The organism is Quadrisphaera sp. RL12-1S (assembly GCF_014270065.1).
Taxonomy (GTDB): domain Bacteria; phylum Actinomycetota; class Actinomycetes; order Actinomycetales; family Quadrisphaeraceae; genus Quadrisphaera.
In genome coordinates, this window is record NZ_JACNME010000004.1 from 65,652 (window position 1) to 80,107 (window position 14,456).

Annotated in this window: 13 protein-coding genes; 6 read left to right on the plus strand and 7 right to left on the minus strand. The window is 76.5% G+C overall.

All coding sequences use genetic code 11. From position 1 onward, the window contains the following. The first annotated feature begins 2 nt into the window (after positions 1–2). On the plus strand, positions 3–1,079 hold the full coding sequence (locus H7K62_RS08860; protein ID WP_186717599.1) for a hypothetical protein: 1,077 nt from the start codon (positions 3–5) through the stop codon (positions 1,077–1,079). A 3-nt stretch (positions 1,080–1,082) separates the two neighbouring features. Here the strand turns inward: H7K62_RS08860 and H7K62_RS08865 are convergent, their stop codons facing one another. Together H7K62_RS08865 and H7K62_RS08870 are read right to left on the minus strand one after the other, a co-directional pair. Next, on the minus strand, positions 1,083–1,583 hold the full coding sequence (locus H7K62_RS08865) for an SRPBCC family protein (protein ID WP_186717600.1): 501 nt from the start codon (positions 1,581–1,583) through the stop codon (positions 1,083–1,085). 20 nt (positions 1,584–1,603) lie between these two features. After that, entirely contained in the window at positions 1,604–2,527 is a 924-nt protein-coding gene (locus H7K62_RS08870; RefSeq protein WP_186717601.1) for a hypothetical protein, read from the minus strand. Between the two features lie 204 nt (positions 2,528–2,731). Here H7K62_RS08870 and H7K62_RS08875 point away from each other — a divergent pair, with 204 nt between their 5' ends. From H7K62_RS08875 to H7K62_RS08890, 4 genes are all read left to right on the plus strand, one after another. Beyond that, positions 2,732–4,249 (plus strand): amino acid permease, encoded by a 1,518-nt coding sequence (locus H7K62_RS08875; protein ID WP_186717602.1) that lies wholly within the window; start codon positions 2,732–2,734, stop codon positions 4,247–4,249. Positions 4,250–4,391: 142 nt separating this feature from the next. After that, on the plus strand, positions 4,392–5,804 hold the full coding sequence (locus tag H7K62_RS08880; RefSeq protein WP_186717603.1) for an amino acid permease: 1,413 nt from the start codon (positions 4,392–4,394) through the stop codon (positions 5,802–5,804). A 16-nt stretch (positions 5,805–5,820) separates the two neighbouring features. Then, positions 5,821–7,725, plus strand: a complete 1,905-nt coding sequence (locus H7K62_RS08885; RefSeq protein WP_186717604.1) for an ABC transporter ATP-binding protein — start codon at positions 5,821–5,823, stop codon at positions 7,723–7,725. Beyond that, entirely contained in the window at positions 7,718–8,860 is a 1,143-nt protein-coding gene (locus H7K62_RS08890) for a winged helix DNA-binding domain-containing protein (RefSeq protein WP_186717605.1), read from the plus strand. The genes H7K62_RS08885 and H7K62_RS08890 overlap by 8 nt, the downstream gene beginning before the upstream one ends. A gap of 36 nt (positions 8,861–8,896) precedes the next feature. Here H7K62_RS08890 and H7K62_RS08895 read toward each other — a convergent pair whose 3' ends face one another. The 3 genes from H7K62_RS08895 to H7K62_RS08905 all read right to left on the minus strand — a co-directional run bounded on the left by H7K62_RS08895 (position 8,897) and on the right by H7K62_RS08905 (position 11,980). Then, complete coding sequence (locus tag H7K62_RS08895) at positions 8,897–10,330, minus strand: CoA transferase (RefSeq protein ID WP_186717606.1); 1,434 nt, start codon at positions 10,328–10,330, stop codon at positions 8,897–8,899. Positions 10,331–10,397: 67 nt separating this feature from the next. Next, the gene (locus tag H7K62_RS23735) at positions 10,398–11,006 is read right to left on the minus strand and encodes a TetR/AcrR family transcriptional regulator (protein WP_186717607.1); all 609 of its coding nucleotides are present in this window, start codon (positions 11,004–11,006) and stop codon (positions 10,398–10,400) included. 74 nt (positions 11,007–11,080) lie between these two features. Continuing rightward, complete coding sequence (locus tag H7K62_RS08905; RefSeq protein WP_186717608.1) at positions 11,081–11,980, minus strand: ATP-grasp domain-containing protein; 900 nt, start codon at positions 11,978–11,980, stop codon at positions 11,081–11,083. A gap of 108 nt (positions 11,981–12,088) precedes the next feature. Between H7K62_RS08905 and H7K62_RS08910 the strand changes: the two genes are divergently transcribed. Then, on the plus strand, positions 12,089–13,135 hold the full coding sequence (locus tag H7K62_RS08910; RefSeq protein WP_186717609.1) for a GGDEF domain-containing protein: 1,047 nt from the start codon (positions 12,089–12,091) through the stop codon (positions 13,133–13,135). Here H7K62_RS08910 and H7K62_RS08915 read toward each other — a convergent pair. Both H7K62_RS08915 and H7K62_RS08920 read right to left on the minus strand, forming a co-directional pair. Further along, positions 13,113–13,997 carry a PhzF family phenazine biosynthesis protein gene (locus H7K62_RS08915; RefSeq protein WP_186717610.1) on the minus strand — a complete coding sequence of 295 codons (885 nt, stop codon included), beginning with the start codon at positions 13,995–13,997 and terminating at the stop codon, positions 13,113–13,115. The genes H7K62_RS08910 and H7K62_RS08915 overlap by 23 nt on opposite strands. A gap of 16 nt (positions 13,998–14,013) precedes the next feature. Continuing rightward, on the minus strand, positions 14,014–14,436 hold the full coding sequence (locus tag H7K62_RS08920) for a nitroreductase/quinone reductase family protein (RefSeq protein ID WP_186717611.1): 423 nt from the start codon (positions 14,434–14,436) through the stop codon (positions 14,014–14,016). Positions 14,437–14,456 lie beyond the last annotated feature (20 nt).

Below are 14,456 nucleotides of genomic sequence, written 5' to 3' on the forward strand. Positions count from 1 at the left end.
GGGTGGACGACGAGACGGCGCTGACGGTCACCCGCCCGGAGCTGGAGCGCGCCGCCGAGCGGGCCGGTGTGCCGCAGGCCGCCGACGCGCTCTGGGCGGCGCTGGTGGAGCGTTCCGACGCCCCGCCCGTGGCAGGCGAGCCCCCGGCGCACCGGTTCCGGTGCACCGACGAGCCCCCGCCCGGTCAGCGCTCCCGCGCGGCCGAGGTGGCCGTGTACACCGGCGGCGTCATCGCGCTGCTGGCGATGTCGGTGTTCGCCGGGTCCGGCTGGGCCCAGTACGGCCCGGGGGCCGGCCTGGGGATCGTCAGCGGCTACCTCGTGGTGTTCGTGGTGCTGGCCGAGCTGCTCCGCCACCGGGCCCGGCGCAGCGGGACCGGGCGCAGCGGGACCGGGACGGCGGCCGCCGGGGTGGTGGCCGCGGTGGCCGTCTGCACGGTGCCGCTGGTCGTCTTCGCCGCCCACGCCGCCACCGGAGCCCTGGGCGCGCCGCCCTACGCCGACTACGACGCCTTCGCGGACTGGGGCGGCTCGGCCTGGATGGTGATGGAGGTGTCGGCGCTGGTGGCCGCGGTGGCGGCGTGGGCTCGCCACCGCACGAGCTTCCTGCTGGCGCCCCTGGTGGCGGCGCTCGGCTCGCTGGTGCTCGACCTCGGCGACGCGCTGAGCAGCGGCAGCGGGAGCGACCTGGGGCGCCAGGTGGCCGCGTGGCTGCTGGCCGTCGGCCTGGCCGCGGCGGGGGTGGCGCTCGACCGGAGGTCTCTGCGGCGCGAGGCCTTCTGGCCCCACCTCGGCGCGCTGCTGGCCGCTGGCCTGGCGGTGGCGCTCCTCGAGATCGGCGGGACGCCGACGGCGGTGGCCTTCCTCGTGCTCGGCGCCGCGGCCATCGCCGCCGGGGTGGCGCTGGACCGGAGGGTGCACCTGGCGCTCGGCGGGCTCTACCTCGTGGGGGCGCTGTCGTACGTCGCCCTCGACGTGTTCGGCGACACCGTGCTGTTCGCCCCGGTGCTCGCCGCGACCGGCCTCCTCGTCCTGCTCGGCGGCGTGCTGCTGGCCCGGCGGCGCCGCAGCCCGCGGTGACGGTCAGCCGGCCTGCTGCTCGAGGGCCGTGCGCAGCGCCTCCAGCGTCCGGGGCATCCCCCGGTGCGCCGCCTGCGTGCGCTGCTCGACCTCCGCGCCGGCCCGCTCGCCGTAGCGCTCGCCGAAGACGCGGATGCCGTCCTCCAGGAACTCCCACCGCTCGGTGAGCCGCGTGCCGCCTTCGACGGGCTCCAGCTCGTAGGTCCACCGCACGAGACCCTCGCCGACCAGCCAGCTGAAGCGCCGGCCCGGCACCGCCTCCTCGACGGTGCAGCGGGTCTCCCATGTGCGCTCGGGGGTCTGGTTGCGGCCGGTGAAGCGGTCACCCGGCTGCGGCCCCTGCGGGCCGGGCGGCGCGTCCCACCAGCACCCGACGACGACGTCGCTGTGCTCGCCGGTCCGCGTGACGTCGCTGACCAGCGCGTACACGGCCGCCGGGGTCGCCGCGACCACCGTGGACGCGGAGTGGGTGCGGGCCGGTGCGGACGTGGGGCGCGAGGTCACCCGAGCACGCTAGACCCGCCCTAGCGGACCCAGCGCGGGGCCAGCGCCACCTCGTCGCGCGTCACCAGCGCCGGTCGCGACAGCCCCCGGCGGTCGGGGTCCGTGGCCGCCCAGGCGGCGGTGACGAAGTCGGCGTCGATGCGGGCGAGGTCGGTCCAGCCGCGGTCCCGCGAGGGGACCGCCACCACGCGCAGCCCGGTGCCGTCCGCCTCGGCCAGCCACCGCCGCAGCGGCGCCGACGCCAGCAGCGTCAGCGCGTCGCAGCCGTCGGTGGGCTCCACCACCGTCACGGCCTGCGCGGGGCCGCGGTCCGGGTCCTGCCGGGCCTCGTGCTCGACCACCCGGCCGCGCAGCTCGCGCTCCACGTGCTGCGCCGCCGCGCGGCCGGCCGCCTCCAGGTGGGCCGCGGCGGAGCGCCAGGCGCCGTCCGCGTCGAAGGGTCGCTCACCCGCGGCGGCAGCCTCGACGTCGAGGCGCTCCAGCAGGTCCGGCCACAGCGGCACCGGGTCCGCCTCACCCGGGACGGCGCCCACCAGCCCCAGACCCACGTCGAGAGCGCCGCCGAGGACGCTCGCCCGCACCCAGGCCGGCCCGGGGTGCAGCGCCGCGCCACGGGGCAGCGCCAGCGGGCGCAGGCAGCCGTGCAGCGCCCGGCGGTCCACGGCGGCGTGGGCCCGCAGCCAGCTGCGCAGGCGCGGACGGGTGTCAGGGTCGTTGGGGGCGCGGTCGCCGAGCACCACGGCGCCGGCGCGTGCCGAGAGGTCGCGCGGTCCGCGGGGACCGGTCAGGCGCAGACCGTCCGCGGTGGGCAGCAGGTCGACGTCGTCGAGCACGCACACCTCCAGCAGCGCCTGGCGCAGGCGCAGCTGCTGAGCCGCCGCCGCGTCACCGGGGGCCACGGGCGCCGGGCCGCCGTCGGCGGTCGCTGCGGGGTCGGGGAGCACCTGGCGACCGTAGCCACCGCCGCCCGGGCCGCCCCCGGCGAGAGGGCCGTCCGGGGGGCTGTGCGCGCGCACGGGGGGCTGCCCGAGCGCCGGGTCACCCTCGGCGACCCGCCGTGACCCTGCCGGGGTGCTGCCGGGGTGCTGTCGGGGGCCCCGTGTCTCCCGGTTGGCGGGCCAGCGCCAGGGGGACCAGGATCGCGGGCCGTGAGTCTGTGGCGCACCAAGTCCGTCGAGGCGTCGATCGCCGACACCGAGGAGCCGGAGCACGCCCTCAAGAAGGGCCTCGGGGCGCTCGACCTCGTCGTGTTCGGCGTGGGCGTGAGCGTCGGGGCCGGCATCTTCGTGCTCACCGGCCAGGCCGCTGCCTCGAGCGCCGGACCGGCCGTGGCGCTGTCGTTCGTCATCGCCGCCGTGGCCTGCGCGCTGGCGGCGGTCTGCTACGCCGAGTTCGCCAGCACCGTCCCGGTGGCCGGCAGCGCCTACACGTTCTCCTTCGCCACCCTCGGAGAGCTGGTGGCCTGGACCATCGGGTGGGACCTGGTCCTGGAGTTCGTGGTGGGCGCGGCCGCGGTCTCGACGTCGTTCTCCGCCTACCTGCAGGTGGTGCTCGGGCAGGTCGGCATCACGCTGCCCGCGGCCGTCTCCAGCCGCGAGGACGGTCTGGTCGACCTGCCCGCCGCGCTGCTCGTGCTGGCGCTCACGGCGGTCATCGCCACCGGCATCAGGCTCTCCAGCCGCCTCAACCAGGTGCTCACCGCCGTCAAGGTGGGCGTGGTGCTGCTGGTCGTCGTGGTCGGGGCCTCCTACGTCTCCACGGCCAACTGGTCGCCGTTCGTCCCGCCGGCGCAGGGCGCCGCCACCTCCGGCGGGGGTGAGGAGGGCGTGCTGCTGACGCCGCTCGTGCAGACGCTGTTCGGCCTGGAGCCGTCGGTGTTCGGGGTGGGCGGTGTGGTCGCGGCCGCAGCCCTGGTGTTCTTCGCCTTCATCGGCTTCGACGTGGTGGCCACCACCGCCGAGGAGACCCGCCGGCCCCAGCGGGACGTGCCCATCGGCATCCTCGGCTCCCTCGCCGTGGTGACCGTGCTGTACGTCGCGGTGTCGCTGGTCATCACGGGCGTGCGGCCCTACACCGAGATCGACCCCGCCGACGGCGCGCCGCTGGCGACCGCCTTCACCGCCATCGGAGTCGGCTGGATGGGCTCGGTGGTGGCGGTCGGCGCCTGCCTCGGCCTCGTCGCCGTCACGATGATCCTCATCATCGGCCAGACCCGCGTCGCCTTCGCGATGGCCCGCGACGGGCTGCTGCCGCGGTCGCTGGCCCGCACCGACCCGCGCACCGGCACCCCGGTGCGCATCACGGTCATCACGGGGACGGTCATCGCCCTGCTCGCAGCCCTCGTCCCGCTGTCCGAGCTGAGCCTGCTGGTGAACATCGGCACGCTGTTCGCCTTCGTCCTCGTCTCGGTGGGCGTGGTCGTGCTGCGCCGCACCCGCCCCGACCTGCAGCGCTCCTTCCGCGTGCCCGCGGTGGGGGTGGTGGCGGCGCTGTCGGTGGTCGCCTGCCTCTACCTCATGCTCAACCTCACGCTCGAGACGTGGCTGAGGTTCCTGGTGTGGATGGCGGTCGGCTACGTCTTCTACTTCGCCTACTCCCGTCGGCACAGCGTCCTGGCCACCTTCCCCGCCCGGTCGAGCGGGTCGAGCGGGACGAGCCGGTCATGACGGCGCCTCGCCCCCCGGGCGCTCGGCGCCCGACAGGAGCACCCTGGGCACCCGGGGCGCTGGCGCCGGGGGGCGGCCCCACCGCGCCGGGTCACGCTCCTGCTGTGGGGCTCGGTCAGACCGCTCGAGGAAGGACGTGACGATGTCGACACGCACCGACGACCAGTCAGCGGCCGCAGGGGGTCCCTCGGGTCCGGGCCTGCAGAAGGGCCTGAGCCAGCGGCACCTCACGATGATCGCCATCGGCGGCGTCATCGGGGCGGGCCTGTTCGTGGGCTCCGGCGAGGTGATCCGCACCACCGGGCCGGGGGCGTTCCTCACCTACGCCCTCACCGGCGTGCTGGTGATCCTCGTGATGCGGATGCTGGGGGAGATGGCCACGGCCAACCCCGGCACGGGCTCGTTCAGCGACTACGCCCGCTCCGCGCTGGGGAACTGGGCGGGCTTCTCCACGGCGTGGCTCTACTGGTACTTCTGGGTCATCGTCGTCGGCTTCGAGGCCGTGGCGGGAGCGCGGATCATCCAGCTGTACGCCCCCGCCCTGCCCCTCTGGCTCATCTCGCTCGTGCTCATGGTGCTCATGACCGTGACCAACCTGGTCTCGGTGCGCTCGTTCGGGGAGTTCGAGTACTGGTTCGCCGGCATCAAGGTGGCGGCGATCGTGCTGTTCCTCCTGCTGGGAGGCCTGTTCGTCCTCGGCGCGTGGCCCGGGGCGTCGACGGACTTCTCCGGCCTCACCACCGGCGCGCAGGGACCCACGGGCTTCTTCCCCCACGGGGTCGGGGCGGTCTTCAGCTCGATCGTCGTCGTCGTCTTCTCGATGGTGGGGGCGGAGATCGCGACGATCGCGGCCGCGGAGTCGAAGGACCCGGTCAAGGCCGTCGCCCGGGCCACCCGCAGCGTGGTGGTGCGCGTGGCGATCTTCTTCGTGGGGTCGATCTTCCTGCTGGTGTGCATCGTCCCGTGGGACTCCGAGGAGCTGCGGGCCTCCCCGTACGCCGCTGCGCTGGGCCAGATGGGCATCCCGTACGCGCCGCTGGTGATGAACCTCGTGGTGCTCACCGCCGTGCTGAGCTGCCTGAACTCCGGCCTCTACACCGCCTCGCGGATGCTCTTCGTGCTGGCCGACCGCCACGAGGCGCCGAAGGCGCTGGTGCGCCTCGGCCCCAGCGGCGTGCCGCGGGCGGCCATCCTCACGTCCACGGTGGTCGGCTTCCTGTGCGTCGTCGCGGCGGCCATCGACCCCGAGGGCGTCTTCCTGTTCCTGCTGAACTCCTCCGGCGCGGTGATCCTCTTCGTCTACCTGCTCATCGCCGTGAGCCAGCTGGTGCTGCGCCGGCGCACCGACCCGGAGTGGCTGGTGGTGAGGATGTGGCTGTTCCCAGTGCTGACGATCGTCGCGATCGCCGCCATCGTGGCCATCCTCGTGGCGATGGGCTTCAACGCGGACACGCGCACGCAGCTGTTCCTCAGCCTCGGCAGCTGGGCGGTGTTCCTCCTGCTGTTCGCCGCCACCGCGGGCCGGCGCCGCGCCGCCCGGGAGCGTCAGAGGTGAGCGGCATCATGACGGCGTGAGCATCGAGGGCACCGCCTGGGGCGTCCTGTACAAGACCGCCTACGGCCAGCAGGACCAGCGGCCCTTCTCCCGCGCCACCCTGCGGCGCGTCCTGGAGTTCGCCCGGCCGCACCGGGCGCGGATCGGCTGGTTCCTGCTGGTCGGGGTGGTGCAGGCCGCGCTGACGGTGGCCACGCCCCTGCTGGCGGGGCGGGTGGTGCAGGCCATCACCGAGCGCGAGGCGTCCTCGGTGGTGGTGGGCCTGGCGGTGCTCATCGCCGTCATCGCCGTCCTCGAGGCGGGCACCAGCATGCTCAGCCGCTGGCTGTCCTCCACGCTGGGGGAGTCGGTCATCCTGGACCTGCGCACCACCGTCTACGACCACGTGCAGCGCCAGCCGGTCGCCTTCTTCACCCGCACCCGCACCGGGGCCCTGGTGAGCCGGCTCAACTCCGACGTGCTCGGCGCCCAGCGCGCCTTCAGCGACACCCTCGTCGGCGTCGTCTCCAACACGGTGACCCTCCTGCTCACCCTCGGCGTCATGCTGGCGCTGAGCTGGCCGATCACCGTGCTCGCGCTGGTGCTCCTGCCGCTGTTCCTCATCCCCGCCCGCCGGGTGGGGCGGCGCCTGGCGGGCCTGCAGCGCGAGGCCGCCGGGCACAACGCCGCCATGACCGACCAGACCACCGAGCGGTTCTCCGCCGCCGGCGCCACCCTGGTCAAGCTCATGGGAGACCCGGCCCGCGAGTCCGCCGAGTACGCCGCGCGCGCCGAGCGCGTCCGCGACATCGGCGTGCGCACCGCCGTCGTCTCCTTCTCCTTCGTCACCGCCCTCGTGCTGGTCTCCGCCCTGGCCCTCGCGCTCGTCTACGGGCTGGGGGGCTTCCTCGCGCTGCGCGGCACCCTGGAGGCGGGCACCGTGGTGAGCCTGGCGCTGCTGCTCACCCGCCTCTACGCGCCCCTGACGGCCCTGGCGAGCGCCCGCCTCGACGTCATGCAGGCCCTGGTCAGCTTCGAGCGGGTCTTCGAGGTGCTCGACCTCGAACCGCTGGTGCGCGAACGGCCCGACCCGGTGCCCCTGCCCGACGGGCCGCTCGCGGTGGAGCTCGACCGGGTCTGCTTCTCCTACCCCTCCGCCGAGCAGGTCTCGCTGGCGTCCCTGGAGGACGTCGCCGTGCTCGACCCCCGCGGCGGCACGCAGGTGCTCCACGGCGTCTCCTTCCGCGCCGAGCCCGGCCAGGTGGTAGCGCTCGTCGGCTCGTCCGGGGCGGGGAAGTCCACCACCGCGTCGCTGCTGCCGCGCCTGTACGACGTCGACACCGGGGCCGTCCGCCTGGGCGGGGTGGACGTGCGCGACCTCTCCTTCGCCGACCTGCGCTCGGCCGTCGGCGTGGTCACCCAGGACGGGCACCTCTTCCACGAGTCCCTGCGCACCAACCTCCAGCTCGCCGCCCCCGGGGCCACCGACGCCCAGCTCTGGGACGCCCTGGACCGCGCCCGCCTGCGCACCGTGGTCGAGGAGCTGCCCGACGGCCTGGACACCGTGGTCGGCGAGCGCGGCTACCGCCTCTCCGGCGGCGAGCGCCAGCGCCTGACCATCGCCCGCCTGCTGCTGGCCTCGCCCCGCGTCGTCGTCCTCGACGAGGCCACCGCCCACCTCGACTCCACCTCCGAGGCCGCCGTGCAGGCGGCGCTGTCCGAGGCGCTCGCGGGCCGGACCGCCCTGGTCATCGCCCACCGGCTCTCCACGGTGCGCTCGGCGGACCTCATCCTCGTGGTGGAGCACGGCCGCGTCGTCGAGCGGGGCACGCACCCCGAGCTGCTCGCGCTGGGCGGCCGGTACGCCGAGCTGCACGCCACCCAGTTCGCCGCTGGCGACGACGACGACCTGCGCCGCCAGGGGGAGCCCAGCCGTGCCTGACGCCACCCCCACCGCCGTGGCGGACCTCACCGCCGACGACGTCGCGCGGCTGCGCCTGGTGTCCCAGCGGCTCGTGGCCCACCCCTCGCTGGAGGTGCCGGCGGACCCGGCGGCCGCGGTGGCGCACCTCCTGGCGGTGCAGGCGCAGGACCTGCCCGCCGCGCACGTCGCCGTCGCCAGCCGCACCCCGGTCCGCGACGCCGCGGCCGTGCGCGCCGCCCTCGACGACGGCCGCCTCGTGCGCACCTGGCCGATGCGCGGCACCCTGCACCTGCTCACCGCGGCCGACGCCGGCTGGGTGACGCGCCTGCTCGGGCCGCGCGCCGTCCAGGCGGCGGCCAAGCGCATGCGCGACGCGGGCCTGGACGAGGCGGCCTTCGAGCGCGCCCTGGCCGTGGCGCGCGAGCTGCTCGCCGCCGGTCCCGCCAGCCGCGAGGAGCTGGGCCGCGCGTGGACCGCCGCTGGGTTCGAGCCGGGCACGTCCACCACCTACCGCCTCCTCAACCACCTGGCCACCTGCGGGGAGCTGGTGCTGGGGCCCCTGCGGGGCACCGACCAGCTGGTGGTGCTGGCCGACGCCTGGCTGCCCGACGGCGCCCGCCGCGAGGACGAGCCCGAGGAGGCGCTGCTCGCCGACCTCGCCGCCCGCTACCTCGCGGGCCACGGACCCGCCTCCGTCGCCGACCTCGTGCGGTGGACCCACCAGACCGCCGGGGCGGCGGGCCGGGCCGTCGCCGCGGTGCACGCCGCCGGGCGCCTGGTGGCCGTGACCTGCGAGGGCCGCACGCTGCTCGGCGGCCCCGAGCTGGCCGACCTCGTGGGTGACCTCGACGCGGTCCGCGACGCCACCCGCGGCGTGCTGCTCACCGCGGCGTTCGACGAGCTGGTGCTCGGGTACGCCGACCGCACCGCCACGCTGGCGCGGGAGGACGAGGCGCTCGTGGTGCCCGGGGGCAACGGGATGTTCAAGCCGGTGGTGGTGGTCGACGGCCGCGCCGCGGGCACGTGGGCGCGCGCGGGCAGCCGGCGGGACCGGCTGGTGGTCACGCCGTTCGGTGCGCCGCTGCCGCCCGCCGTCGGGGCGGCCTGCCAGGAGGCGTTCGCCGCTCTGCCCGCGGCCCTGCCCGGTCGCTGAGCAGCACCGCCGCAGCGCCAGGACGAGGCCGCAGGGTCAGGCCCAGACCGGGTCCGACGGGGTGAGGCCGGCCTGCCACACGGGCGCGCCCAGCGGCCGGACCACCGTCACGGAGCCGGCCGGAGAGGGCAGCTCCACGAGGTAGCGCTCCAGGTCGGAGGGGCGCAGGCCCTCGCTGGGCGGGAGCTGGGAGGACACCTGCTGGGACAGCAGCCAGCGGGCCAGCCCCGCCAGCGACACGTGCGCGTGCCAGGACGCGGCGGCGCCGGAGGCGGAGGCGGCCCGGCGCAGCGCCAGGCCGCGCATCACGGCGGCCGCGAGCAGGTGCCCCGCGGCGTGGTCCAGGGCCTGCACGGGCAGGGCGCCGGGGGAGCCGTCGGCCCCGCCGGTCATCACGGCGATGCCGGTGGCGGCCTGGACCACCGAGTCGAAGCCGCGGCGCTGCGCCCAGGGCCCGCGCCGACCCCACGCCGACAGGGACGCCACCACGAGGTGCGGGTGCCGCTCGGCCAGGTCCTCCTCGCCCAGGCCCACCCGGTCCAGCGCCCCCGGCCGGTACCCGTGCACAAGCACGTCCGCGCCGCTGAGCAGCTCCTCCAGGCGCCGCCGACCGTCACCGGAGGTGACGTCCAGCTCCGCCCAGCGCTTGCCGGAGCCGGTCTCCAGCAGTGACGCGCGCGCCTCCGGCAGGTGCGGCGGGTCGAGCCGGAGCACGTCGGCCCCCCACGCCGCCAGCGCCCGGGTGCCTGTGGGACCGGCGATGACCCTCGTGAGGTCCAGCACGCGAGCGCCCCTGATCCCCGGCGCCCGCCGCACGGACGGGGACGGAGACGCGGACGCGGACGCGGTCCGGGAACCGCCGGGGAGCACCACGCGCCGCAGGTCCACCAGCGGCGCGTCCGCCAGCGCCGCCCCCTGGGGGGAGGCCGCCCACTCGTGCGGGGTGCGCACGGCGGCCACCACACCGCCCCGGGCCACCACCAGCTCCTCCACCTCGAGCGACTGCCGCTCCAGCAGCGCCGCGCGCACCGCGGCCTCGGCCTTCCCGTCCGAGGTCTGCGCCGCCCCGTCCACGCCCAGCGCGGCCAGCAACGACGCCCGGTGGTGCGGGTAGTTGGCGTGGACGCGCACCCAGCTGTCCGCGGTGGGGAAGAAGCGCGACAGCGGGGCGAACCCACCGGCGGCCGGGACGCCGTCCAGGCGCAGCAGCGCCTCGCTGGCGAAGTCAGCGGCGACGTGGCGGGCGTCGACCGCCAGCTGCCCGTCTCCCGGGGGAGCTGCGCCCGCCTCCAGCGCCGCGCCCGACGGTCCGACGGCGGCCAGCCGGTGCACGGTGGCCGCGGCCACCGCCAGCGCCTCCACCGGCAGCGGGCTCACCAGGCCCGTGGTGCCGCCGACGCGGACGGTGCGGAGGTCGGCGGGGTCGCCGCGCAGGTCCCTCCAGAGCTGGTGCAGGAGACCTCCGGCCACACCGCCATGGTGGTCGGTGCCCACCCGCGGGGCCACCCCGCGCGCGTCGGCGCTGGTCGGGCGCGCGTCAGGCCCGGGTCAGCTGGTCCAGCCGCCCCCGCAGCAGCGCCTGCGCCGCGCCCGCGGAGCGGCGGTGCGGCCAGGTGACCAGCCCGAAGGCCAGCCCGTCCACGAGGGCGTGGAGCTCGGCGGCGCGGCGGGTCCGCTCGGCGAACGCGAGACCCGCCGGGGACAGGGCGCTCACCACGCGGTGGCACAGCCCGCGCAGCCCCGCGTCGACGGCGTCCGCCGCGCGGCGCAGCGCGGGCGAGGCGGTGGCCGTGGCGCTGCGGGCGAGGTAGGCGTAGCAGACCGCGACCTCGGGCCGGTCGGCGTCGCTGAGGGGCACCACCTGCGCCAGCTGGGCCAGCGCGTCACCGACGGCGTCCCCGGTGACGGGCGCCTCGGCCACCCGCTGGCGGACCACCACCACCGCGCGCCGCAGCGCCGCGGCGTGCAGCTCGTCCTGCGTGGCGAAGACGCGGGTCACCGCCCCGAGGGAGCTCCCCGCCTCGGCGGCGACGGACCTGGCGCTCACCGCGTCGAGCCCGTCGCGGACCGCCACGCGCCACAGGGCCGCCACGAGCGCGGCCCGCCGCGCCGCCAGCTCAGCAGCCGGTCCCGTCGCCGAGGTCACGACGACGACGCTAGCGGGACGCGCGTTCCGGAACAGGCGTTCTGGCCTTCCCGGCGCCGGAACGGGCGTCCCGGTCAGCGGCTGAGCCGGGCCAGCACCGCGTCCGCGAGGCGTTCGGCCGCGCCGGGCGCGTGGTCGAGGAAGAGCGAGGGCTCCACCAGCTCCAGCTCCAGCACGCGCGGGAGGCCGTCGTCGTCCAGCAGCAGGTCCACCCGGGCGTACAGCGGGGCCGGTGCCCCCGCGGCCCGGGCGCGCCGGGTCGCCTCGGCCACCACCGCCCGCCCGAGCTCGGCCTCGGCCGCTGACGGCTCCCGCGGCGCCATCTCCTCCTGCGCGAACAGCCCCTCCACCAGCCCGCCGCCCGCCGGCAGCAGCGCGCCCTTGCGCATCGCGTGGCTGAGGCGGCCGTCGAGGAAGACCAGCGCCGTCTCCCCGACCTCGTCCACGGCGGCCAGGTACGGCTGCACGAGCACCGAGCGCCCACCGGCCTGCACGGCCCGCACGTGGGCGCGCGAGCGGTCCGCCTCGTGGGCGCCGAGCCGCAGCGTGTCGCGGGAGCCGGCGGAGACCGCGGGCTTCACCACGTGCTCGACCCCGAGGAAGGGGTGCTCGGCCGCGGCGCCCACCTCGACGAACGCGCTGGGGACCACCGGCAGCCCGGCCGCCTCCAGGTCGAGGAGGTAGTGCTTGTCGGTGGACCACTCCAGCAGCGGCAGCGGGTTGAGCAGAGCGGTGGCGGACGCCGTGCGCGCCGCCCAGGCGAGGAACTCCGCCCGGCGCGGGGCGTAGTCCCAGGTGGACCTCACCACCGCGAGGTCGACGCGGTCCCAGCGCGCGTCGTCGTCCCAGACCACGGGCTGCGCGTCGGCGCCGCGGGCGCGCAGGGCGGACAGCAGGAGCTGTCCCTCGTCGTCGAGATCGGGCACCTCGGAGCAGGTGACCAGCGCGACCGCGGGGGAGGAGGGGAGGATCATGGAGACGAGCGTCACACAGCCGGAGCCCTCAAGGACGACCACCCCGCTGCCGAGGACCGGAGGGTGCACGCCTTCACCCCGCGTCGGCCCGCTGAGGCCGCTCGGTGGATGAGTGCTGCCCTCTTCGCCTGCGCCGTGCTCATGCTCCTCACGGCCGTGCCCGTCGCCGACCACGTCGCCGGCCTCGTGGTGGTGGGGGCCGCCGGGCTGGGCTGCGGCGCGGGGGCCCTCGCCTGCCTGCGCGGCTGGACGCCCGGAGGGCGTTGGTGGGCCGCGGTGCTCCTGTCCTCGGTGGTGTTCATCGTGGTGGCGGACCTCGTCACCCGTGACGCCACCGCCACCGGCCTGGTCTTCCTGCTCGTGCCACCGCTGCTGGCCGCCGCCCAGCTCCCCGTCCGGGGGGCCTGGACCACCGCCGCCGCGAGCGTGACCGGCCTGGCGGTGGTGGTGGTCTCGCTGCTGCCGCCGGAGCGGGCTCTGGTGGACGGCGTCAACGTGGCCGCCTTCGTGGTGCTGGTGACCTGGCTGGTCTCGCGCGGCCAGGTGCGCACCGAGGCCCTGGTGTCCGAGCTCGAGCAGCAGGCCGCGGTCGACCCGCTCACCGGGCTGGTCACCCGCCGCGTGCTGGACGACGCCGTCCGCTCGGCCCTGGGCGGGTCGGCCGCCGCGCGCGGCAACGCCCTGGTCATCATCGACCTCGACAGGTTCAAGACCGTCAACGACACCTGGGGCCACCCGGTCGGTGACGCGGCCATCACCCACGTGGGGCACCTCCTGCGGCAGGCGTGCGGCCCGGGTGCGGTGGTCTGCCGCCTGGGCGGCGACGAGCTGGCGGCCCTGCTGCCCGGCTGTTCGGCCGCCACCGCGGCCCAGGTGGCCCGCGAGCTGGTGGTGCTCGTGCGGTCCACCCCGCTGGTCCTGCCCGACGGGCGCGAGATCGGCCTGACCGTCAGCGCGGGGGCGGCCCACTTCCCGCAGCACGCCAGCGAGGTCGAGGGGCTGTACCGCGCCGCGGACGCCGCGCTCTACCGCGCCAAGCGCGCCGGCAGGGACCGGGCTGCGCTCTGGAGCGACGACGACGGTGACGCCGGCGCCGCGACAGTCCCCGTCCCCGTCCCCGTCCCCGTCCCCGTCACAGGGTCACGGAGCCGCTGACCCCCACCACCGTCGCGCCGCCGACCCACACCCGCTCGCCCTCGCGGGCCACGTGCACCCGGCCGCGCCGGCCCAGCGCCGTCCCCTGGGAGGCGGTGTACCTGTCGGGCAGGCGGACCGTCGCCTCCCCGGAGGTGAGCCACTGGCCCACCCCGGCGTTGAGGCTGCCGGTGACGGGGTCCTCCCACCAGGCGCCGTCCTCCCTGGCGAAGGCGCGCACCTCCACGGCCGCCCCGTCCGGGCCGGTCCCGCCGGGGTGGGCCCCGACCAGGCCGATGTCGGAGGGACCGTCCTGGCCCGCACCACGGGTGCTGGCGGCGAGCACGGCGTGCGCGTCCTCCAGCAGCAGGGCCACCCAGCCGGGCCCGTTGTCCACCCAGGCCGCGTCCAGCACGTCACCGGCGCGCAGGCCCACGGACGACGCGGCCGCCACGAGGTCGGCCGGGTCGACGGGGCCTCTGCGCACCAGGGGCGGCGCCTCGAAGGCGAGCACCTCCCGGTCGTCGTCGTCGAGCGAGCGGCGGACCGTGACCAGCCCCGCCCCGCACTCCTGCACCACCACGCCGTCGCGCTGGGGGACACCGCCGGCCTCCAGCCACGCACGGGCGGACCCCAGCGTCGGGTGTCCGGCGAACGGCAGCTCCCGGCCCGGGGTGAAGATCCGCAGCCGGTAGTCGGCGCCGTCCGCCGCGCCCTGCGGCGTGGGGGGCAGCAGGAACGTCGTCTCGGACAGCTGGGTCCAGCGGGCGAACGCGCGCAGGGCGTCGTCGTCGAGCCCGTCCGCGTCGTGGACGACGGCGACCGCGTTGCCGCGGGTCAGCTCGCGGGTGAAGACGTCGACCTGCGTGAAGCGCCTGGTCACGGGTGGGTCAGCCGGGTCAGCGGGGCTCGAGCAGCACCACGGGGATGACCCGCGGGGCGGCCTTGACCTCGTACTCGGCGAAGCCGGGGGAGCGGCGCTTCTGCTCCTCCCACACGGCGTCGCGCTCCTCGCCGTGCAGCTCGCGCGCGTGCACGGCCACCTCGCGGCCGCCGTGCTCGGCGCCGACCTCGGCGGTGGTGTCGGGGGAGGCCAGGAGGTTGGCGTACCACTCGGGGTGGGTCGGGGCGCCGGCCTTGGAGGCGAACACCGCGAAGGCCCCGCCCACCTGCTGGAACACCAGCGGGGCGACGTGCTCGGAGCCGGAGCGCCGGCCCCGGTGGTGCACGAGGATCATCGGCGCCCCCTCGAAGGGCGGGCCGACGCGACCCTCGTTCTCGCGGAACTCCCGGATGACGCGCGTGTTGAAGTCCTCAGCCACGGCGCCAGCATGCCCCTCGC